The sequence below is a fragment of the Megasphaera indica genome, from assembly GCF_046614755.1.
GTDB lineage: Bacteria > Bacillota > Negativicutes > Veillonellales > Megasphaeraceae > Megasphaera > Megasphaera intestinihominis.
The window spans coordinates 37,936-59,325 of sequence record NZ_JBKKJR010000004.1 but is presented as its reverse complement, the minus strand read 5'-3'; the positions used below and the strand labels follow the sequence as shown (position 1 = coordinate 59,325).

Below are 21,390 nucleotides of genomic sequence, written 5' to 3'. Positions count from 1 at the left end.
CAGCTTCGCTGACAGCTCCCCTATGAGGGGAGCCAGGGCGTTTCGCAATGGCATTTACACAAACTACACAGAGAGTTCCCCTATGAGGAGAGCCAGGGGCGATTGAAATATAGAGAAAAGGTAGGTTAGAATGTGACTGACGAAGAACGAGCACGGAAAGAACGGATGAAGGAATATCGCCGGCGGTACCGGGAAAAGCATGGATTGCCTCCGGAAAAGGACACGCCGTCCTGGAAGAAGCGGGCTGCTGTTGTCTTGGCCTTGTGTGTGATTGGTTTCGGCGGCTTTTTTGCGGGCCAGAGCAAGGCGGAACAGATGGTGACCCTCAATGGGCAATCTATTGCCGATATGACTGATGACGAGATCACCAATTATCTCGATCTCCACGAGAAGGAAGCAGAAGACCGCAAGCTGCGCCTGGCCGCGGACGGCGTCGATGTGACGCTGGACCTGAACGAACTGGGAGCCAAGTTGGACCGCAGCTATATCGATGATGAACTTCATCTCGTCGGCCGCCGGGGCCTGCCCTGGCAGCGCGTGGCCGATGTGGTGACGACGCTCACGCAGGGCAAGGATGTGCCCCTGGCCATTGCCGTCGACGATGAGAAATTGGATAAGGCCCTGGCTGACGTCCACGATAAGTACGATAAGGACCCGCAGAATGCCTATGCCTATGTCAAGGACGATCAGAAGACCGTCGCCATTGAAGATGCCAAGGACCGCATCGTCATCAACACGGATAAGCTGAAAAATGCTGTGACGGCCGAACTGCATACGGGCAGGACGGACACGCTGGACGTTCCCGTAGACAGCCGGGAAGGGGCGGACATCAAGGCCGACGACCTCAAGGATATCGACACGGTCTTGTCGTACTATACGACCCATTTCGACGATACCAACCCGGACCGCAACGTCAACATCCGCCTGGCCCAGAAGCGCCTCAACCACGCCGTCGTCATGGCCCAGAAGGATTTCTCCTTCAATAAGTATGTCGGCACGCGGACACCGGACAAAGGCTATAAGCAGGCACCGTCGTATTTTGAAAACAAGCTCGAACAGTCGACAGGCGGCGGCGTCTGCCAGGTCAGTACGACCCTGTTCAATGCGGCTTTGCGGGCCGGCCTGTTCATTGCCAGCCGGGAACCGCATTTCGCCCCGGCCGCTTATGTGCCCGTCGGCATGGATGCGACTGTCGCCGATGACGGCCTGGATTTTGCCTTTACCAATCCGTTCCAGCATCCGGTCTGCGTCTATACCGTCGCCGGTCAGAATACGGTGACGACGTATATCCTGGGCAATCACGCCGATACGTGCAGTGTGTCCTTTGAAACGACGCATCTCCAGAACCTGCCTCATAAGGTCATCAAGAAGCACGACGACAGTGTGACCGAAGATAAGCGCAAGCAGGAAGGCTACGACGGCCATGACGTGACTATCCGCCGGACCGTGGCTTACAGCGACGGCGACCGCCATGTCGATACCATCGAGTCTCATTATGAACCGAATGATGAAATCATCCTCACGCCCGGCGACGACAGCGAAGAAGTCGTCAGCACGGCCGACCTGGAACCGCAGGACCCGCTCCTCAACGCACCGCACGACATGATGGACTTCAATGTCCCGTCGCCCGATGCGGTCGATACGGCCGATGAGGAGTAACTCATCGGTTCATGTAGTAGGGGCTCGCACGTGGCAAGCCCGTCAGGTCATGACGGTAAGAACCGGCAGGACGGCTGCTGAAACGGACCGCTGTAGAGGGTGAGTCCGTTTGGATTTTGTAGGAATTTCACCAACAGGCAGCGAATGTTCCCACACTGTGTGCGACAGGCGTCCCACGTGGACGCCCCTACCCATGGATGGGAAGCAGGGGAGGCCTGTAGGGGCCGTCCCAGTTCAGTGGTTAAAATTTAAAGCCATTGTCTGCAAACTCCAAACTATAACGTAAAAGGGACTGCGCATGGTGGTAAAAACTTTGTGCGACAGGCCCGCTTATAGAAAGGAAAATATATGAAAGTCTGGCATATTGTTCCTAAAAATGATATTTTGATCCCCGTCGACGGCGGGCGGTCGGTGACGGTCGCTTCGATTGCGGCCGATCTGGCTGGTCATGCCTGGCATGTCCGGACGGAATCGCCTTATGCCATCGGCGATATGGATCTTCTCCGCGACCGGGTCAGCCGGAAATTGGGCCTGGACGGGACGGTATCGGTCGAACACCGGGTGACGTCGGTCTTTCACGGCGGCGATATGTCCCTGGCCGTGCCCGACAATGACCCGCTGCGCCAGGTCGCCGATATTTCCACTGATGATATGGAAGGCTACGGGATTCCTCATGAAGACTGCTACGATTCCATTTACGATGTGGACGACGAATTGTACGCCGATGAAGATTACAAGAAGGCCTGCCAGTCGGCATCTCAGCCCGGTACGGGCAGTACCAGGACGGGCGGCAAGGCCAGCGGCACCAAGACCGGCGGCGACAGCCGGGTCTGGATGGGCCGGGCCTTTGGCGGCGATGCCGTCGCCATCAACGACGTCCTCGGCGAGGAACAGAACGACGTCATCCTCAAGGGAAAGGTCGTCAAGGTCGAGTTCCGGGAACTCAAGTCGAAGCGCATCCTCCTGACCTTCCAGATGGCCGACAGCACCAACGGCATTTCGGCCAAGAAGTTCCTCGACGTCAGCAATCAGGGCGGAGGCGGTAAGTTCCGCCGCAAGAACACGCTGACGCCGGAAGAATACGACAACCTGGTCAAGAAGCTCAAGCCCGGCGTCTACGTCCGGGTCCACGGCAATATCCAGTACGATAATTACCAGAACGACTACGTCCTCATGGCCTACGACATGATGGAAGCCGACGGCGGCACAGTGGAACGGGAAGACCACAATCCCACGCCGCGCGTCGAACTCCACCTGCATACGGTCATGAGCGACATGGACGCCCTGATCACGGTCAAACAGCTCATCAAGACCATCAAGAAGTGGGGCCATCCGGCCGTTGCCGTCACCGACCACGGCGTCGTCCAGTCCTTCCCGCTGCTCCAGGAAATCTCGACGGACAAGACCAACAACGTCAAGGTCATCTATGGCATGGAAGGCTATCTCTTCGATGACAAGATCGACCAGTCGTACCATATCATCATCCTGGCCAAGAACCAGATCGGCATCCGCAATCTCTATAAATTGGTCAGCATTTCCCATTTGAAATATATCTACCGCGGCCGGCCGCGCATCCCCCGGGCGGTCCTGTCGGAATACCGCGAAGGCCTCATCCTGGGCTCGGCTTGTGAAGCCGGCGAGCTGGTCCGCTCGATGGTCCAGAAGAAGCTGCCTTATGAAGAATTGAAGAAAATCGCATCGTTCTACGACTATCTGGAAATCCAGCCGCTCACCAACAACGGCTTCCTCGTCCGCGAAGGCTTCGTCGCCGATGAAGAAGGCCTGCGCGACATCAACCGGACGATCCTCAAGCTCGGCGATGACCTGGGAAAATTGACCGTCGCCACCTGCGATGCTCATTTCATGAATCCCGAAGACAAGATTTACCGGGAAATCCTCATGACCGGCAAGGGCTTCAAGGATGCGGAATTCCAGCCCGACCTCTACCTGCGCACGACCGACGAGATGCTGGCTGAATTTGCCTACCTCGGCGAGGAACGGGCGCGTGAAGTGGTCATTACCAACCCCAATAAGATCAACGATATGATCGACGACTGCCGGCCGGTGCCGAAGGAAACGCTCTATTTCCCGCAGATCGCCGGTTCGTCGGAAGCACTGAAGAACATGTGTTATAAAAAGGCCCATGAAATCTACGGCGACCCGCTGCCGAAGATCGTCGAAGACCGATTGGAAGAAGAGTTCACGTCCATCCTGGGCCACGGCTTCGGCGTCCTCTATTACATCGCCCACAAGCTGGTCAAGCACTCCAACGACGACGGCTACCTCGTCGGCTCCCGTGGGTCTGTCGGCTCGTCCTTCGTGGCGACTATGTCGGACATTACCGAAGTCAACCCCCTGCCGCCGCATTATGTCTGCCCCAAGTGCCAGTGGAGCGAGTTCTTTACGCACGGCGAAGTCGGCGGCGGCTTCGACCTGCCCGACAAGGTCTGCCCGAAGTGCGGCACGCCGCTCCACAAGAACGGCCACAACATCCCGTTCGCTATCTTCCTGGGCTTCGACGGCGACAAGGTCCCTGATATCGACCTCAATTTCTCCGGTGAATACCATCCGAAAGCCCATAAGTACACGGAAGAACTCTTCGGCAAGGATAACGTCTTCCGCGCCGGGACCATCGGTGCCGTCAAGGACAAGACGGCTTATGGCTACGTCATGAAGTGGGCCGAAGCCAAGAGCATCAAGGTCAACGACGCTTATGTCAACAGCCTGGTCGCCGGCTGCACGGGCATCAAGAATACGACAGGCCAGCATCCGGGCGGCGTCATGGTCATTCCCCGCGATATGGACGTCCATCATTTCACGCCCGTCCAGTATCCGGCCAACAAGAAGGACAGCGGCATCATTACGACCCATTTCGATTATCACTCCATCGAAGGCCGTCTGGTCAAGCTCGATATCCTCGGCCATGATGATCCGACGGTCATCCGTATGCTCGAAGATATGACCGGCATCAAGGCGACGACCATTCCCTTTGATGACCCGGCGACGCTGAGCCTGTTCAGCTCGACCAAGGCCTTGGGCGTGACGCCGGAAGAACTGGGCTCGAAAGTCGGCAGCCTGGGCATCCCGGAATTCGGCACGTCCTTCGTCCGCCAGATGCTCGTCGATACCAAGCCCAAGACCTTTTCCGAACTGGTCCGTATTTCCGGTTTCTCCCACGGCACCGACGTCTGGCTGAACAATGCCCAGGACCTGATCACGTCGGGTACGGTCCCCCTGAAGGAAGCCGTCTCGACGCGTGACGACATCATGAACTATCTCATCCAGCACGGCATCAAGCCCAAGACGAGTTTCAAGGTCATGGAAAATGTCCGTAAGGGCAAGGGCATCGACAAGCTCAATAAATTGGGCCAGAAGACGACGGACTACGAAGGCGAGCTCAAGGCCGGCCACATTCCGCAGTGGTTCATCGACTCGTGCCACAAGATCGGCTACCTCTTCCCGAGGGCCCATGCCGTGGCCTACGTCATGATGGCCTTCCGCATCGCCTGGTATAAGATCAACCAGCCTCTGGCTTACTACTGCGCTTTCTTCACGATCCGCGCCAAGGCCTTCAAGCTGTCGGCCATGATCCACGGCCTGGAAGGGCAGGAACGGGCCATGAAGGAAATCGCCGCCAAGGGCAAGAGCGCGTCGAAAATCGAACAGGACCTCTATTCGGCCCTGGAACTGGCCAAGGAAATGAGCCTCCGCGGCTTTTCCTTTATGAATGTCGACATCAACCGCTCGGCAGCGACGAAGTTCACCATCTGCGACGGCAAAATCCTGCCGCCCTTTACGGCCATCGACGGCCTGGGTGCCAACGTAGCCGAACAGATTGTATCGGCCCGCGAACAGGCGCCGTTCAGCTCCAAGGCCGACCTCAAGATGCGTGGCAAAGTGTCCCAGTCCCTGGTCGACGTCATGAGCCAGGAAGGCTGCCTCGGCGATTTGCCCGAAGATGAACAGATCGACCTCTTCGCCATGTAGGCGAAAAAAACATTTCCTCGACAGATTGACTTTCGTGCCGTATAATGTTTTTAGTATTTAACGAACTAAAGGAATCTGTCTTAGAAAGAGGGATTGTCATGGCAGTGAATGAAAAATTGCGAGACCATTTGCACGATCAGTTATTTCGTGCTATTTTGGAATTGAAGAGTGTCGAAGAATGTTATGAATTTTTTGAAGACCTTTGCACCATTCAGGAAATGAAGGCCATTTCGGCCCGCCTGGAAGTGGCCCGTATGCTCAAGGCCGGCGATATCTATGAAGACATCGTCAAGAAGACCGGCGCCAGCACGGCGACTATCAGCCGCATCAAGCGCTGCCTGGTCTACGGCAGTGGCGGCTACGAGAAGATCCTCTCCCGCATGGCCGAAAAGGACCCGGATTTCCTGAAGTTATCCAAGTAGGAGGGTAGCCGATTTCATGAAGGCTAAGATTGATGTCACCATTTTCCATAATGGTGATATGGATATATTGCATGCTTCCATTTACGAAGAGTTGTGGAAGGATTATTGTACATTTAAAAAACGGGCTGCCATGCAGCAGGACAAGGGGACCAAGAAGGGCACGTTCCTGGCCCGGCGCTATTACCGGGCGGCCCTCTTGTCCCTGTTTGCTTTCTTTGAAGGCGTCTTGAACAGCTGGGTCAAGACCGTCATCCAGGAACGGCAGGAATTTGCCGGCGTCGAACGGCAGGATACGCTCAAGAAGTGCGACGCCATGGTGGAATACTGCTTTTTCTGCTCCTATACCAAGCGGCCCGGTACGTTTTGTTCGCTTTACGGCTATATCAACCGCTATGAACAGCACGACCTGGCCCTCATCGAGCACATCGACGGCCAGACGCTGGGGCAGATTGAGACGGCCATGGAAGAGTTCTTCTGCTATGTCGAAGCCATGACCGCCCTGCGCCGCTTCCCGAAACCGAACGAGTCGACGACGGGCCTCGTGAGCCGCCTTGGCGGGATGGTAAAGGATTGCCGGGGCTGAACGGAAAGGATGTGTTACCTATGAGTGACAAGTATTACCTCGGTTTCGATGCCGGGACGCAGAGCGTCAAAGTCGCCGTCTACGACGAAGACCAGCACTGCCTGGCCATGGACACGGCCAAGACTCATCTGGCCTACCCCCAGCCGGGCTGGGTCCAGATGGATGTCGATGAATATTACCGCCTCATCAAGCAGTGCATGGCTTCGTGCAGCCGCCAGATGGAAGAGAAGGGCTGGGACGTGAAGAACGTCCGGGCCATCATGGGCGACGGGATCATCTGCGGCATCGCCGGTATCGATGCCGACGGCAACGCCATCACGCCTTATGTCAACTATCTCGACAGCCGCACGGCCGACGACGTGGAAGCCCTGAAGGCGCAGAAGCTGGCCATCTGGGGCAAAGAAACGGGCAATGCCGAACCGAACATCATGTTCCCGGCCATGTTCGCCCGCTGGTTCATGAAGAACGTCCCGGCCTGGCAGGAAAAGGGCGTCAAGTTCGTCCACAACTGCCCGTACGTCCTCATGCACCTGGCCGGCCTCAAAGGGGAAGATGCCTTCATCGACTGGGGCGCCATGTCCGGCTGGGGCCTGGGCTATGACGTAGTCCAGAAGAAATGGTCGCCAGAACAGCTGGACATCCTGGGCATCCCTGAACGCTATATGCCGCGCATCGTCAAGCCCTGGGACATCATCGGCAGGCTCTGCGAAGAAGATGCCATGGAAACGGGCTTTCCTGCAGGTATCCCCATCTGCGCCGGCGCCGGCGATACGATGGAATCCATGATGGGCAGCGGCATCCTGGAAGCGGGCCGCGCCGTTGACGTCGCCGGGACGTGCGCCATGTTCTGCGCCGCCACGGACGGCATCATTCCGGAACTGTCCGTGCCGGGGAGCAACCTCATCTTCAATTCCGGCACCCTGCCGGGGACGTATTTCTACTGGGGCATGGTCCGCACAGGCGGCCTGGCCCTGCGCTGGTTCAAGGACAGCATTGCCCGCGAAGAAGGCGATGACTACTACGGGACCCTGGACGAACTGGCCCGGCGCCATCAGCCCGGCTGCGACGGGGCCATGTTCATTCCCTACCTGACCGGCGGCAACGGCGACTATCCCAACGTCCGCGGGACCTTCACGGGCCTGACCCTCGACTCCGACCAGGGGGCCATGTGGCGCTGCGTCCTCGAAGGCATCGGCTATGACTATATGGAAATCACCGACCGCTACCGCAAGGCCGGCATCGACCTGACCCAGCTAACCATCACCGAAGGCGGCAGCCGCGATGAACTGTGGAATCAGATCAAGGCCGACATGCTGGATACGAAAGTCGTGACCCTCAAAGTCGCCGGCGGCGCCGTCCCGACCAACTGCATCGTCGCCGCCTATGCCGCAGGCGACATACCGGACCTCAAACAGGCCCTCCAGCGCCAGCTGGAAATCAAGGCCACCTACGTACCCGACGAAAACCATACGGCTACCTACCGCAGGGCCTATGACAAACGCGAAAACCTGCTCAAAGCCCTGAACGGCGCTTTGTGAGTCGTGGCTCGTGGCTCGTAGGGGCCGCCCAAAGGGCGGCCCGCCTGAATCCCATGGACAACGCTATCCGTAATTCGCCGGCCGCTTCGGATTCAGATGCGGCGGCCCGCCGCGACAGACTCAAAATGAGAACGACGCTTCGGGATACCCTCAGCGCGTAGCGGGCCGCCCTCTGGGACGGCCCCTACGGATGCCGTTGCACGGCAGCGCCTCAAAGGGACAGCATCGCCTTGGGTGACTCTCGACTCGTAAAAATGGCCCCGATTGGGGCTTTTCGTAGGGGCCGTCCTGATAAGGCGGCCCGCCTGAATCCCGTGAACAACGCTATCCGAAGGGCGGTCCGCCCGGCTCTCCTCATAGGAGAGCTGTCAGCGAAGCTGACTGAGAGGTTGTCCTTTCATGATAGTTTATAGTACGGAGTTTGTAGAAGTTGGTTTTAAATTTTTTACCATTTGCTGCAAACTAAAAACTACAAACTTAAAACTCAAAAAGGCGCTGTCTTCATGGACAGCGCCTTTTTTTTGCGGAATTCCCACAAGCGGCGGCCCCTACATGCGACATCTTTGATGTCGCGGCGGCCTGCGAACGGCGACCTGCGGGTAGGGATTCCCAAAGGGAATCCCTACTCATGCACTTTGTGAAAAATAGAAGTATCTCCCATGACGTAAGTTCATAACGTCACATAGACCTATGAGATAATTCTATCGAATAATGCAAAGGAGTAATTTGACTTCTTGATTATTGCATAAAACGCATGTCATAAATGTGAAAAATTGAAAAAAATGCCGTTTTTTAGTGGATTTTTTTGGGAAGTGTGGTATACTATCAGTGTAAGCAGTGAATCTTATTTAGAACGTGCGTGATTTTTTTTTAGAAGAATCTAGTGAAAAAAATCACGCGACGAAGGAGGAGTTAAACATGAGTAAAGTAATGGTTATTGGTGCAGGTACAATGGGTTCTGGTATTGCACAGGTTTTCGCAACGCACGGCTGGGATGTCGTCTTGAACGATATTAAAGACGAATTCATCGCTGGCGGCAAAGCTAAAATCGAAAAACAGCTGACCAAACAGGTCTCCAAAGGCAAAATGACCCAGGAAGACAAAGACGCAACCATGGCTCGCGTTTCTGGCTTCGTAACCCGTACGGCTGATAACATGAAAGACATCGACCTCGTCGTTGAAGCAGCTATCGAAGACTTGAAGATCAAATCGGCTATCTTCAAAGAACTCGACGAACTCTGCCCGGAACACACGATCCTCGCATCCAACACTTCGTCCCTGGCTATCACCCAGATCGGCGCAGCTACGAAACGCCCGGACAAAGTCATCGGCATGCACTTCTTCAACCCGGCACCGGTCATGAAATTGATCGAAGTCATCAACGGCATCGCTACTTCTGAAGAAACGTATGAAAAGATCGACAAACTTTCGAAAGACCTCGGCAAAACACCGGTCAAAGTTAACGACTTCCCGGGCTTCGCTGGCAACCGTATCGTCATCCCGATGCTGAACGAAGCTATCCAGGCTTTGATGGAAGGCGTTGCTTCCAAAGAAGACATCGATAACGTCTGCAAACTCGGCTTCAACCATCCGATGGGACCTCTGGCTCTCTGCGACCTTATCGGTAACGACGTCGTTCTCCACGTTATGGAAGTCCTCTACGAAGGCTTCGGTGATCCGAAATATCGTCCTTGCGCATTGCTCAAGAAATATGTCCAGGCAGGTTACCTCGGCCGTAAGACTGGCAAAGGCTTCTACGATTACACGAAATAAGTTAGCGATCTGCTAATCGAATACGGGGCGTGACTTTCACACCCCGTATTATTTTTAGAATCTCATGCGCGTATTGACAGTGCGTCTATCCTGTCGGCAGGGGCGGTCTGACTGGCAGGAGTCCCTTTGGGGAGGGCAGCCTGTTGTACATACTATTTCTATACTATACTATTAACACTATTATATGTATTTAGGAGGTTTTTCTCATGGATTACCAGAACATTATTTTTGCTGTCGAAGACGGTATTGCAACGATCACCATCAATCGTCCAAAAGCTCTGAACGCCCTGAACCAGGCTACTGTCAGCGAATTGAAGGACGTTGTCGAAAAAGTCGCAGCTGATAAAGCTATCAAAGTCGTCATCATCACCGGCGCAGGTGCTAAATCCTTCGTCGCTGGCGCTGACATCAAAGAAATGGCTTCCAAGAACGCTGCTGAAGGCCGCGAATGGGGCCAGTTCGGTCAGAACGTCTTCACGGAAATCGAAAACCTGCCGCAGCCTGTCATCGCAGCTATCAACGGCTTCGCTCTCGGCGGCGGCTGCGAACTCTCCTGCGCTTGCGATATCCGCTATGCAGCTGAAAACGCTAAATTCGGCCAGCCGGAAGTCGGCCTGGGCATCACTCCGGGCTTCGGCGGCACACAGCGCCTGACCCGTGTCGTCGGCCGCGGCCACGCTAAAGAACTCATCTACACGGGCGGCATGATCGACGCTGAAAAAGCAAAAGCTATCGGCTTGGTCAACGAAGTCTTCCCGCAGGAAGAATTAATGCCGGCTGCTGTTAAACTGGCTAAGAAGATCGCTAAGAACGCTCCGATTGCTGTACAGCTCTCCAAAGCTGCCATCAACCGCGGCATCAACTGCGACGTCGTAACCGGTATCGCTTATGAAGCTGAAGTCTTCGGCCTCTGCTTCTCCACAGCCGACCAGAAGGAAGGCATGGCTGCTTTCTGCGAAAAACGCAAAGCAACTTTCGAAGGTAAATAATTCCATTGTTTGACTCCTAACAGAAAAGGGCCTGTCGCTATGCGGCAGGCCTTTTTCTGTTGAGCAACCTCTCAGTCAGCTTCGCTGACAGCTCTCCTATAAGGAGAGCCACGAGCCACGAACCACGAATCACGAGTCACTAGCCTTTTCACAAAATTGTGTCACAACGGGCACAGGAAGGCGAACCAGGCGTGGTATAATAAATTGCAAAAAAATTTCAATTCGAGGTGACCTCTTCATGAAAGGTAAACATATTCCCGCTCTGGCTGTGCTCTGCTGTGCCCTCAGCCTGACAGCTCCTGTCTGGGCCGCACCGGCAGTGGATGGCTTGGATCAGACGGCCGTGACGGCGACGGCAGCGGCGACAGCGGCTCAATCTTCTATCCGCGACGTGACGGCCTTGAGTACGGTCTATGGTGACGGCGAAAGCGTATCGGCTGTGGCCCTTCATTATCCCAAGACCATTGATGCCAGCCGCCTGAAGGCGTCGGATTTCACCGTCGCCGGCAAGACGATCGACAAGGTCTATACCAATGATGCGCCGGAAACAGCCCTGGCCGGCAAGAAGGGCAGTTACGTCATCGTCAGCCTGGTCCATCCGGCTACGCCCTTGCCGACGGCAGCTTCCCAGAACAAGCCCAAGGACGACCAGGGCGATAAGGGCAAAGAAGGCTCCAACGCCTTGAACGGCGGCGATGCGCCTATGTATTCCGACCGCAAGGCACCGGACCTGAGCGTCGCTGTCAGCCAGACCGGGACGGTCTATGCGACGGATGGCACGGCTTATGGCCCGACGACGACAGCCCTGGCTGCCGACAAGACCGTCGATGCCGTCAAGGACGCCTTTAAAACTTATATATATAAGGACCCGGCTACGGGCTATGAAATGCCGTATAATATTTACCTGCCCAAAGATTACGATGCCGACAAGGCCAAGACCTATCCCATGGTCGTCTTCATCGCCGATGCCAGCGCCAACATCAACGATCCCAAGGCCGTCCTCTATCAGGGCAACGGGGCCATCGTCTGGGCGACGCCGGAAGAACAGGCCAAGCATCCGGCCATCGTCCTGGCACCGCAGTATACGGAAGACCTCATCCGCTCTATCGGCATGATGACTACCGATACCCACCAGTGGACCCAGGGCCTGACCCTGGTGACGGACCTCATCATGGATGTATCCAATAAGTACCGCGTCGACAAGGACCGCATCTACGGGACGGGCCAGTCCCAGGGCGGCATGGCCAACATCGCCATCAGCGACGCCTATCCGGAACTCTTTGCCGGCCAGTACCTCGTCGCCTGCCAGTGGGATACGCAGGAAATGGAAAAACTCAAGGACAAGAACCTCTGGATCACCGTCTGCCAGGGTGACAGCAAGGCCTTTCCGGGCATGAATGAAGCGACGGCCCTGTGGGAAAAGGACGGCGCTGTCGTCGCCCGCAGCCGCATGTGGGACAGCACGGGCGGTACGCCTGTCTTTGAACAGATGATGCGGGTCATGGAAGACCAGCAGGCACCCATCAACTATACGGTCTTCAAGGACGGCAGCCACATGTATACCTGGTCCTTTGCCTACAATATCGAAGGCATCCGGGACTGGCTCTTTGAACAGACCAAGGCCGAAGATGTCCTGAAGAAAAAGGCACCGGCCGGCATGGATGCCAAACAGCACGGCAAGGACGGCGCCCATAAGGGCAGCCCCCAGGGCAAAGCCCTGCTCAACACGGGCATTGCCTACTTGTACGGCCAGGACGGTGCGACGGACTACGACGTCGCCCGCGAATGTTTCCAGAAGGCCTGGAACGACGGCAACATGAAGGCCGGCCGTTACCTGGGCCTCATGGCCGCTAACGGCCTGGGCGAAAAACAGAGCGATGCCCAGGCTGCTCAGTGGTACGACAAGGCCCAGCAGAAAGGCGATACGACCAGCATGTATCTTTTGGGCAAGTGCTACGAACAGGGCAAGGGCGTCAAACAGGACTACGCCAAGGCCAGGAGCCTCTACGAAAAAGCGGCTCAGCGCACGGACCACGTCGGCGCACCGGCCATGGTCTACTTGGACGACATGTACGCCAAAGGCCTGGGCGTAGCCGCCGACACGGCCAAGGCTAAAGCCTGGTACCAGAAAGCCGCCGTCACAGGCAACCTCGACGCCATCGAAGCGCTCAAGCAACTGTAGCAGTGCGTAGGGGCCGCCCCAAAGCCTTTCCAGCCGTCAAGTGCTGACCAACGGGAGGCACAGGACGGCTACTGGAACGGACAGCCGTGGCGGGCGGCCCGCCTGGTTCGTAGCTCGTAAAGCCTCCCTTGATAGGCCCTTTTGGGCCCGTCAGGCGTTGACCGCAGGGAAACGCAGGACGGCTGCCAAAACGGAGAGCCGGGCCGGAGAGGTTGAATTTCACTGTAGGGGCTGTCGCATGTGCGGCAGCTCTTTTTTACAACTAATTTGACTTTTTGACTTATATTCTCTTGACAAAACATATTCTCCATGCTATCTTATATATAGTCTTAGAAGTCAAATAGTCAGACCACTAAAAATGGTCAAATGAGCAGAAGGTGAGTACGATGGATTTGGATGCACGAAAACAGAAAATACTGCAAGCCATTATTCAGGATTACATCTCCTCTGCCGAACCTGTCGGGTCGAGAACGATTGCCCGCAAGTATGACTTAGGCGTCAGCGCCGCGACGATCCGCAACGAAATGTTCGATCTGGAAATGATGGGCTACCTGGAACAGCCTCACACGTCGTCCGGCCGCATCCCGTCGCTGAAGGGATACCGCTTCTACGTCGACTGCCTGCTCAAGCCGACGAAGATCACGGACGCAGAAAAGCAATTCGTCCGCGCCTGGTTCCAGGACAAAGTGAGCAGCGTCGACCAGATTTTTCAGTCGACGGCCAAGTTACTGGCCAGGATCACTCACAACGTCACCCTGGTCATGGCGTCACAGCGGCTCAATTCCAAGCTGAAGTACATCCGCTTCTTACCGCTCGATGACCGCCGGGCCATCATGATCGTCGTCACCGATACGGGACAGGTAGAGAACTGCATTTACCCCAAACCGGCCGGTGCCAGCCTGGACGATCTGAACATCATCGCCCAGCGGCTGACCAACTACCTGGCCGGCATGGCCATGGACCATATCGATGAAAAGGCCATCGAAGCCTTTCACGAGACCATCGTCGATGACGTCGAATTGTACCGCCTGGCCTTCCGGGCCATGGGACGGGCCTTCCACAAAGACCAGCAGTTCTACAAAGGCGGGACCATGGAGCTCCTGAACAAGCCGGAGTTCAAAGACGTCGACAAGGCCAAGAGCCTCTTTACCATGCTGGAAGAACAGGATGTCGTCGCCAATCTCCTTCACGACGAGGGCGAAGGCGGGGCCGTGACGGTCCGCATCGGCGAAGAAGCGAAATTGTCGCCTATCAATGATTGCAGCATCATTGAAGCGACCTTTACCGACCATGATGTAGTCCTCGGCAAGCTGGCCGTCTTGGGACCGGCTCGTATGGAGTATGCCAAGATCATCGGTCTTTTGGACTTTATGAAACAGCATGTGACACATATGCTGGCACATTACCACGACGATAAGTAGGGAGGGGTACACAGACATGAGTAAGAAAGAAAATAAAGAAGAAAAAGATACCGTATTAGCAGAAGACGCGGAAAAAGTCGCCGAAGATGCTGCTAAGGAAAAGGTAGACGAAGCCAAGGAAACAGCGGCAGATGAAGGCGCCGATAAAAAGGCACCGGATGCCAAAGACGCTGCTGCCAAAGCGGAAGCCGACAAGGCCGTCAAGCTCCAGCAGCAGTTCGTCCGGCTCCAGGCAGATTTTGCTAACTATAAGAAACGCACAGCGGCTGAAAAGCTCCAGATTTCAGAAGTCGTCAAGATGGACGTCATCACTAACATCCTTCCGGTCATCGACAATTTCGAACGGGCCCTGCAGGTCCCGCAGGATAAGGTGGCCGATGATGTGAAATCCTTCATCGACGGCTATGAAATGATTTACAAACAGCTCCTGGGCGTCCTGGAAAAGGAAGGGGTCACCAAGATCGATGCCGTCGGCAAACCTTTCGACCCCAATTATCATCAGGCCGTCATGCGCGTGCCCAGCGACGAATACGATGACGACGTCGTCGTAGAAGTTCTCCAGGAAGGATATCTCCTGGGCGACAAGACGCTGCGTCCGGCCATGGTCAAAGTTGCATTCAACGGTTAATCATCGTTTGAAATAAGATTGGAGGAATCTTTTATGAGTAAAGTTATTGGTATTGACTTAGGTACAACAAACTCCGTAGTAGCTGTCATGGAAGGCGGCGAACCTACGGTCATCACGAATACGGAAGGCTCCCGCCTCACACCGTCTGTCGTCGGCTTCTCCAAGACGGGCGAACGCCTCGTCGGCCAGCTGGCAAAACGTCAGGCCGTATCCAACCCGGAAAACACCATTTCGTCCATTAAACGCCACATGGGTGAAAACTACACCGTAGACATCCAGGGCAAGAAATATACACCGCAGGAAATTTCCGCTATGATCCTTCAGAAATTGAAGGAAGACGCTGAAAGCTACCTCGGCGAAAAAGTCACCCAGGCCGTCATCACCGTTCCGGCATACTTCAACGACGGCCAGCGCCAGGCTACCAAAGATGCTGGCAAGATCGCCGGCCTCGACGTTCTCCGTATCGTCAACGAACCGACGGCAGCAGCCCTGGCTTATGGCCTCGATAAAGGCGGCGACGGCAAGATCCTCGTATTCGACCTCGGCGGCGGTACTTTCGATGTGTCCATCCTCGAACTCGGCGACGGCGTCTTCGAAGTAAAGGCTACCAACGGCAACACGCACCTCGGCGGCGATGACTTCGATAACAAAGTCATGGAATGGATGATCAGCGAATTCAAGAAAGAAACGGGCATCGACCTCTCGCAGGATAAGATGGCTGAACAGCGCCTCAAGGAAGCTGCTGAAAAAGCTAAGATCGAATTGTCCACGGTCCTCTCGACCAACATCAACCTGCCCTTCATCACGGCTGATGCTACGGGCCCGAAACACCTCGATTTGACCTTGACCCGTGCTAAATTCAACGAATTGACGGAAGATCTTGTCCAGGCTACGATGGAACCGACCAAGAAAGCCATCGCTGACTCGGGCTACACCATCGACGAAATCGACAAGATCATCCTCGTCGGCGGTTCCAGCCGTATCCCGGCTGTCCAGGATGCCATCAAATCCATCCTCGGCAAAGAACCGAGCAAAGGCGTCAACCCCGATGAATGTGTCGCTATCGGCGCAGCTATCCAGGCCGGTGTCCTCGTCGGCGATGTCAAAGACGTCCTGCTCCTCGATGTTACGCCGCTTTCTCTGGGCATTGAAACCCTCGGCGGTGTCTTCACCAAGATCATCGACCGCAACACGACCATCCCGACTTCTGGTAGCCAGGTCTTCTCGACAGCTGTCGATAACCAGCCGTCTGTCGACGTCCACGTCCTTCAGGGCGAACGTGAAATGGCAGCCGACAACAAGACCCTCGGCCGCTTTGAACTGACCGGCATCCCGGCTGCTCCCCGTGGAGTACCTCGTATCGAAGTCACCTTCAACATCGACGCCAACGGCATCGTAAACGTTTCGGCAAAAGACCTCGGCACAGGCAAGGAACAGAAGATCACCATCAAATCTTCGTCGGGCCTCGACAAGGACGAAATCGACCGCATGGTCAAAGAAGCTGCCGCTCACGAAGCGGAAGACAAGAAACGTAAAGAAGGCATCGAAGCCAAGAACAATGCTGACTCCCTCATTTACCAGGCCGAAAAGACCATCAAGGATATGGGCGACAAAGCCGACGCTTCCAAAGTTTCGGAAATCAAGGATAAGATCGCTGCCTTGAAAGAAGCCATGAAGACCGACGATACGGATAAGATCAAAGCCGCTTCCGAAGCCCTGACCAAACCGCTCTATGACCTGACCAGCGAAATGTACAAGAACGCAGACGCTGCCCAGCAGGCTCAGCAGCAGGCAGCCGGTGCCCAGGCCGGTGCACAGCAGGCCCAGAGCGATGGCCAGAAAGATGAAAAAGTAGTCGACGCCGATTACACGGTAGTCGACGATGACAAGAAGTAAGATAGATAAGAGGGGCTGCCCACATGAGTAAAAGAGATTATTATGAAGTCCTCGGCGTTCCCAAAGACGCCAGCGACGCAGAAATCAAGAAAGCTTTTAAGAAATTAGCGCTCAAATACCATCCGGACCGCAACCCGGACAACCCGAAGGCAGCAGAAGAAAAATTCAAGGAAATCAACGAAGCGTACAGCGTCCTGTCGAATAAACAGAAACGCGCCCAGTACGACCAGTTCGGTCCGGCAGCATTCCAGAACGGCAATGCTGCCGGTTCCGGTGCAGGTTTCGGCCAGGGCGGCTTCGGAGGTTTTGGCGGCTTTGGCGGATTCGGCCAGGGCGGCCAGGGCTTCGGCGGCTTTGAAGATATCTTTGATTCCTTCTTCGGCGGCCAGGGCAGCCGTCAGTCGGCCAATGGCCCGCAGCGCGGTGCCGATTTGCGCTTCGACGTAGACATTACCTTTAAACAGGCTGCCTTTGGTACGGAAATGGAAATCCAGGTCCCGAAAGAAGAAACGTGCGACCACTGCCACGGCAACGGTGCCGAACCGGGAAGCAAGGTAGATACCTGCCCGGACTGCCACGGCACAGGCCAGCAGCGCGTCGTCCAGAACACGCCTTTCGGCCAGATGGTCAATGTCCGCACCTGTTCCCGCTGCGGCGGCACAGGCAAGATCATCCATGACAAGTGCAAGAAATGCCATGGCACAGGGACGGTCAAGGTCCGCAAGAAACTGAAGATCAAGATCCCTGCCGGCGTCGACGACGGCGCACGCCTGCGCGTAGCCGGTGAAGGCGAACCGGGCGTCCGCGGCGGCGGTCACGGCGACTTGTACGTCTATATCTTCGTCCGCCGCGATCCCAAGTTCACCCGTGAAGGCAACGACATCTTGTCCCAGGAAACGATTTCCTTCGCCCAGGCTGCCCTGGGGTCGAAGATCCTCGTCGAAACCCTGGACGGCAAGATCGAGCTGACCATCCCGGCCGGCACCCAGACGGGGACGGTCTTCCGCATCCGCGGCAAAGGCGTACCGGTCTTGGGGTCCAAGAACCGCCGTGGCGACCACCACGTCCAGGTCACGGTCGCCGTACCGAAACACCTCAACGCCAAACAGAAGGAACTCCTGCGGGAATTCGCCTATGCTGGCGGCGAAACGTGGGTGGGGGAGCCAAAGCCGGCTGAACAACCGGCCGATGGTGACGCCACGAGCGCGAAGAGCGACAAGAAAGATACGAAGAAGACCAAGAAGAGTTTTTGGAGTAAGTTAAAAGAAGATCTGTAAAGATAAAGGGAGTATGAACGATGCAATGGAATGAAGTAGATTTGCTCGTTTCCCCAACGGCCACCGATTTGGTGGCCCTTCTTGTTTTTGAATGTGGAAGCAATGGCTCGGTCATCGACGACGAGCACCCGGACCACAAAGGGCGCATCCGCATTACGGCGTATTTCCCGCTGGCACAGGAAGGTCTTGTGGAAACGATACGAGAAAAGATGGGCGCCCTGGAAAAACGGGGCGTTGACCTGGGCGACTGGAAGGTCGTCGAAAAGAAAGCTGACGATAAGGACTGGCTCTTTGCCTGGCAGGAACACTTCCATCCCAAGAAGATTTCCCGCCATTTCTGGGCGGCCCCGGCGTGGGAACCGGCCCGGCCGGCCGACGGTGAAGACGTCCTTTCCATCGATCCGGGCCTGGCCTTTGGCAGCGGCTTCCACGATACGACGTGCATGTGCGTCCAGTATCTGGAAGATACGGTGAAGGCCGGCGATACGGTCTTTGACATCGGCACGGGCACGGGCATCCTGGCCATTGCCGCCGCCAAACTGGGCGCATCCCACGTGACGGCTGTCGACTTCGACGGCGTCGCCGTCAAGCAGGCTGCGGTCAATGCCAAGCTGAACGGCGTCGAAGACAAATTGACCATCGCCAACAGTGACCTCCTGGCGGCCATCCCGCAGGGGGAAAAGGCCGACGTCGTCGTAGCCAACCTGGTGACCAATGCCGTCCTGGCCCTGCTGCCGACGCTGCCGCCGTATCTCAAGGAAGGCGGTACGCTCATTGCCAGCGGCATCATCGACGAACGCATCGACGAAGTGCGCCGCGCTGCCGCTGCCGTCGGCTTCACCTGGGTCGATGAACAGTTCCGCAGCGGCTGGTATGCCGTCCAGATGAAGAGGTGAGACTATGCGTAAGATTTTCACGGATTTCCCCATTTGCGGGACCTTTGAATTGTCTGCCGACGATGCCCATCACGTCGTTGTCGTCCTGCGCCATACCGTCGGCGATACGCTGAACGTCACGGACTGCACCGGTGCGACCTATGAATGTTTCATCACCCGTATGGAAGGCCATTCGGCGTACCTCACGCCGGCGCGCAAGATTTCCGACGGGCCGTCGTCCAACGGCAGGGTCATCCTGGCGGCAGGGCTCCTCAAGGGCGACAAGTTCGACTGGGTCGTCCAGAAGGCGACGGAACTCGGTGCCGGGCGGATCGTTCCTGTACAAATGGAGCATTGTGTAGTAAAATTAGATGATAAACGGCGGCAGGCACGGCTCGAACGCTGGCAGCGCCTGGCCCTGGAAGCGGCCAAGCAATGCGGCCGCGACGACGTACCCGACGTGGCGCCGGTCATGAGCTTCACGGAACTCGTCGACGCCTATGCCGACACGCGTTTTGTCATCCCCTATGAACAGGAGACGGCGCCCTTGTCGGAAGCCTGCCACGACGTGCGTACCGGCGACGTCGTCATCGCCATCGGTCCCGAAGGGGGCTATGCCGAAAAAGAAATCGCCTATGCCACGCAGCATCTGTCGTGGTGCCGCACGGTCTCTCTCGGGCCCCGCATCCTGCGCGCTGAAACGGCGTCGCTGGCGGCCCTGTCTATCATTATGTACGAAAGAGGATTCAAGTAATGCCAACTATCGCTTTTGCCACTCTTGGCTGCCGTGTCAACCAGTACGATACGGACAGTATGCGCGGCCTCTTCCTGGCTGCAGGCTTCACGGAAGCCGATTTCAATGGCCCGGCCGACGTCTATGTCATCAATACCTGTTCGGTCACTCAGGTCGGCGAAAAGAAATCGCGCCAGCTCATCCGGCGGACGAAGAAGCGCAACGATGCGGCCAAGGTCATCGTCACCGGCTGCTATGCCCAGCTCGACCCGGAGCTTTTGACGTCCATGCCCGAAGTCGACGCCGTCGTCGGGACCAATGAACGCAAGCGCATCGTATCCATTGTCCGCGAACTTCTGCACGACGAAGACGACGAAGTCATCACGGCCGTCCACGACGTGCGCCGTCACGACGAATTCGAGGAAATCCCCCTCTATCCGTCGGCAGTGGAACACACGCGGGCCGACCTGAAGATCCAGGAAGGGTGCAACAATTTCTGTTCCTACTGCATCATTCCCTATACGCGGGGCGCTTTGAAATCGCGCCAGCCCGACGCCATCGTCGCCGAAGCCAACCGCCTGGTCGCAGCGGGCTTCAAGGAAATCGTCCTGACCGGCATCCACCTCGGCGCCTATGGCCGCGACCTCGACGACCATCCGTCGCTGGCCCACATCCTGGACCGCCTGGTCAAGGAAACCGACGTGGCCCGCATCCGCCTGGGTTCTATCGAGTCCCTGGAAATCGGCGACGACATGATCGACGTCATGAACAGCTCGGACCGCATTTGCCCGCATCTGCACCTGCCCCTCCAGTCCGGTTCGGACCCGATCCTGAAGGCCATGAACCGCCATTACACGGTGGCTGAATACGAGGACCTCATCGCCCGCCTGCGCAGCCGCATCGACGGCCTGACTGTCTCGACGGACCTCATCCTGGGCTTTCCCGGCGAAACGGAAGCTCTCTTCGAGGACACCATGGCGACGCTGGAACGCCTCTCTTTCTCGCATATCCACGCCTTCCCGTATTCCCAGCGCAAGGGGACGCCGGCAGCGGATATGAAGGACCAAGTCGAAACGGCGGAAAAGAAGCGGCGCGTCGAACTCGTCAATGAACTGTCGGCCCGCCAGAAAGCGGCGCTCCTGACGGCCCTGGTCGGCAAGAAGGCCTCGGTCCTCATCGAAAAACAAGACGGCACGACAGGCGAAGGCTTTACGGAGAACTACGAACGGGCCGTCGTCGAAAATCTTCCGCCTCATGCCGAAGGCACCGTCGTCGAAGTCACCCTCATCGGCACTGACGGGCAGAAGCTGGAAGGGCGTTGTTAGCGGCTCGTGGTTTTGGCCTGAGGCCTAGTGGCTCGTGGTTTCGACCTGCGAGCCCCTAACCACTAACTGCTGGCTGCTAACCCCTAACCCTTGTAGGGGCTC

At 56.5% G+C, this 21,390-nt stretch carries 15 protein-coding genes; all 15 read left to right on the top strand.

Annotated features, from left to right (window positions below):
* Positions 1 to 132 precede the first annotated feature (132 nt).
* The 15 genes from ACFCTO_RS03645 to mtaB all read left to right on the top strand — a co-directional run bounded on the left by ACFCTO_RS03645 (position 133) and on the right by mtaB (position 21,288).
* A complete protein-coding gene (locus ACFCTO_RS03645) occupies positions 133 to 1,659 on the top strand; it encodes a VanW family protein (protein ID WP_499876402.1) in 1,527 nt (508 codons plus the stop codon).
* A 348-nt stretch (positions 1,660 to 2,007) separates the two neighbouring features.
* Positions 2,008 to 5,646 (top strand): PolC-type DNA polymerase III, encoded by a 3,639-nt coding sequence (locus tag ACFCTO_RS03640; RefSeq protein WP_499876401.1) that lies wholly within the window; start codon positions 2,008 to 2,010, stop codon positions 5,644 to 5,646.
* A 98-nt stretch (positions 5,647 to 5,744) separates the two neighbouring features.
* Complete coding sequence (locus ACFCTO_RS03635; protein WP_020310224.1) at positions 5,745 to 6,068, top strand: YerC/YecD family TrpR-related protein; 324 nt, start codon at positions 5,745 to 5,747, stop codon at positions 6,066 to 6,068.
* Positions 6,069 to 6,084: 16 nt separating this feature from the next.
* The gene (locus tag ACFCTO_RS03630) at positions 6,085 to 6,651 is read left to right on the top strand and encodes a hypothetical protein (protein WP_020310225.1); all 567 of its coding nucleotides are present in this window, start codon (positions 6,085 to 6,087) and stop codon (positions 6,649 to 6,651) included.
* Positions 6,652 to 6,671: 20 nt separating this feature from the next.
* Positions 6,672 to 8,189 carry an FGGY-family carbohydrate kinase gene (locus ACFCTO_RS03625; protein WP_292300799.1) on the top strand — a complete coding sequence of 506 codons (1,518 nt, stop codon included), beginning with the start codon at positions 6,672 to 6,674 and terminating at the stop codon, positions 8,187 to 8,189.
* Between the two features lie 918 nt (positions 8,190 to 9,107).
* The gene (locus ACFCTO_RS03620; RefSeq protein ID WP_027894801.1) at positions 9,108 to 9,962 is read left to right on the top strand and encodes a 3-hydroxybutyryl-CoA dehydrogenase; all 855 of its coding nucleotides are present in this window, start codon (positions 9,108 to 9,110) and stop codon (positions 9,960 to 9,962) included.
* A gap of 206 nt (positions 9,963 to 10,168) precedes the next feature.
* A complete protein-coding gene (locus tag ACFCTO_RS03615) occupies positions 10,169 to 10,951 on the top strand; it encodes a short-chain-enoyl-CoA hydratase (RefSeq protein WP_292261213.1) in 783 nt (260 codons plus the stop codon).
* A gap of 238 nt (positions 10,952 to 11,189) precedes the next feature.
* On the top strand, positions 11,190 to 13,133 hold the full coding sequence (locus tag ACFCTO_RS03610; protein ID WP_499876400.1) for an esterase: 1,944 nt from the start codon (positions 11,190 to 11,192) through the stop codon (positions 13,131 to 13,133).
* Between the two features lie 386 nt (positions 13,134 to 13,519).
* Positions 13,520 to 14,554 (top strand): heat-inducible transcriptional repressor HrcA, encoded by a 1,035-nt coding sequence (gene hrcA, locus ACFCTO_RS03605; RefSeq protein ID WP_292260797.1) that lies wholly within the window; start codon positions 13,520 to 13,522, stop codon positions 14,552 to 14,554.
* Between the two features lie 16 nt (positions 14,555 to 14,570).
* Entirely contained in the window at positions 14,571 to 15,182 is a 612-nt protein-coding gene (grpE, locus tag ACFCTO_RS03600) for a nucleotide exchange factor GrpE (protein ID WP_292260800.1), read from the top strand.
* A 33-nt stretch (positions 15,183 to 15,215) separates the two neighbouring features.
* A complete protein-coding gene (gene dnaK, locus ACFCTO_RS03595; protein WP_020724066.1) occupies positions 15,216 to 17,078 on the top strand; it encodes a molecular chaperone DnaK in 1,863 nt (620 codons plus the stop codon).
* Between the two features lie 23 nt (positions 17,079 to 17,101).
* Entirely contained in the window at positions 17,102 to 18,355 is a 1,254-nt protein-coding gene (gene dnaJ / locus ACFCTO_RS03590; RefSeq protein ID WP_292260803.1) for a molecular chaperone DnaJ, read from the top strand.
* Positions 18,356 to 18,375: 20 nt separating this feature from the next.
* Positions 18,376 to 19,251, top strand: a complete 876-nt coding sequence (gene prmA, locus ACFCTO_RS03585; protein WP_020310232.1) for a 50S ribosomal protein L11 methyltransferase — start codon at positions 18,376 to 18,378, stop codon at positions 19,249 to 19,251.
* A gap of 4 nt (positions 19,252 to 19,255) precedes the next feature.
* The gene (locus ACFCTO_RS03580; protein ID WP_292260806.1) at positions 19,256 to 19,984 is read left to right on the top strand and encodes a 16S rRNA (uracil(1498)-N(3))-methyltransferase; all 729 of its coding nucleotides are present in this window, start codon (positions 19,256 to 19,258) and stop codon (positions 19,982 to 19,984) included.
* Positions 19,984 to 21,288: a tRNA (N(6)-L-threonylcarbamoyladenosine(37)-C(2))-methylthiotransferase MtaB gene (mtaB, locus tag ACFCTO_RS03575; RefSeq protein WP_499876399.1), complete on the top strand. Its 1,305-nt coding sequence runs from the start codon at positions 19,984 to 19,986 to the stop codon at positions 21,286 to 21,288. The genes ACFCTO_RS03580 and mtaB overlap by 1 nt, the downstream gene beginning before the upstream one ends.
* The last annotated feature ends 102 nt before the right edge of the window (positions 21,289 to 21,390 follow it).

Bases quoted from the DNA above. Each gene is read 5' to 3' on its own strand.
- ACFCTO_RS03640 (WP_499876401.1), top strand. From the start codon at position 2,008: ATGAAAGTCTGGCATATTGTTCCTAAAAATGATATTTTGATCCCCGTC.
- ACFCTO_RS03580 (WP_292260806.1), top strand. From the start codon at position 19,256: ATGCGTAAGATTTTCACGGATTTCCCCATTTGCGGGACCTTTGAATTG.
- ACFCTO_RS03610 (WP_499876400.1), top strand. From the start codon at position 11,190: ATGAAAGGTAAACATATTCCCGCTCTGGCTGTGCTCTGCTGTGCCCTC.
- ACFCTO_RS03625 (WP_292300799.1), top strand. From the start codon at position 6,672: ATGAGTGACAAGTATTACCTCGGTTTCGATGCCGGGACGCAGAGCGTC.
- dnaK (WP_020724066.1), top strand. From the start codon at position 15,216: ATGAGTAAAGTTATTGGTATTGACTTAGGTACAACAAACTCCGTAGTA.
- grpE (WP_292260800.1), top strand. From the start codon at position 14,571: ATGAGTAAGAAAGAAAATAAAGAAGAAAAAGATACCGTATTAGCAGAA.
- hrcA (WP_292260797.1), top strand. From the start codon at position 13,520: ATGGATTTGGATGCACGAAAACAGAAAATACTGCAAGCCATTATTCAG.
- ACFCTO_RS03620 (WP_027894801.1), top strand. From the start codon at position 9,108: ATGAGTAAAGTAATGGTTATTGGTGCAGGTACAATGGGTTCTGGTATT.
- ACFCTO_RS03615 (WP_292261213.1), top strand. From the start codon at position 10,169: ATGGATTACCAGAACATTATTTTTGCTGTCGAAGACGGTATTGCAACG.
- dnaJ (WP_292260803.1), top strand. From the start codon at position 17,102: ATGAGTAAAAGAGATTATTATGAAGTCCTCGGCGTTCCCAAAGACGCC.
- prmA (WP_020310232.1), top strand. From the start codon at position 18,376: ATGCAATGGAATGAAGTAGATTTGCTCGTTTCCCCAACGGCCACCGAT.
- ACFCTO_RS03635 (WP_020310224.1), top strand. From the start codon at position 5,745: ATGGCAGTGAATGAAAAATTGCGAGACCATTTGCACGATCAGTTATTT.
- mtaB (WP_499876399.1), top strand. From the start codon at position 19,984: ATGCCAACTATCGCTTTTGCCACTCTTGGCTGCCGTGTCAACCAGTAC.
- ACFCTO_RS03630 (WP_020310225.1), top strand. From the start codon at position 6,085: ATGAAGGCTAAGATTGATGTCACCATTTTCCATAATGGTGATATGGAT.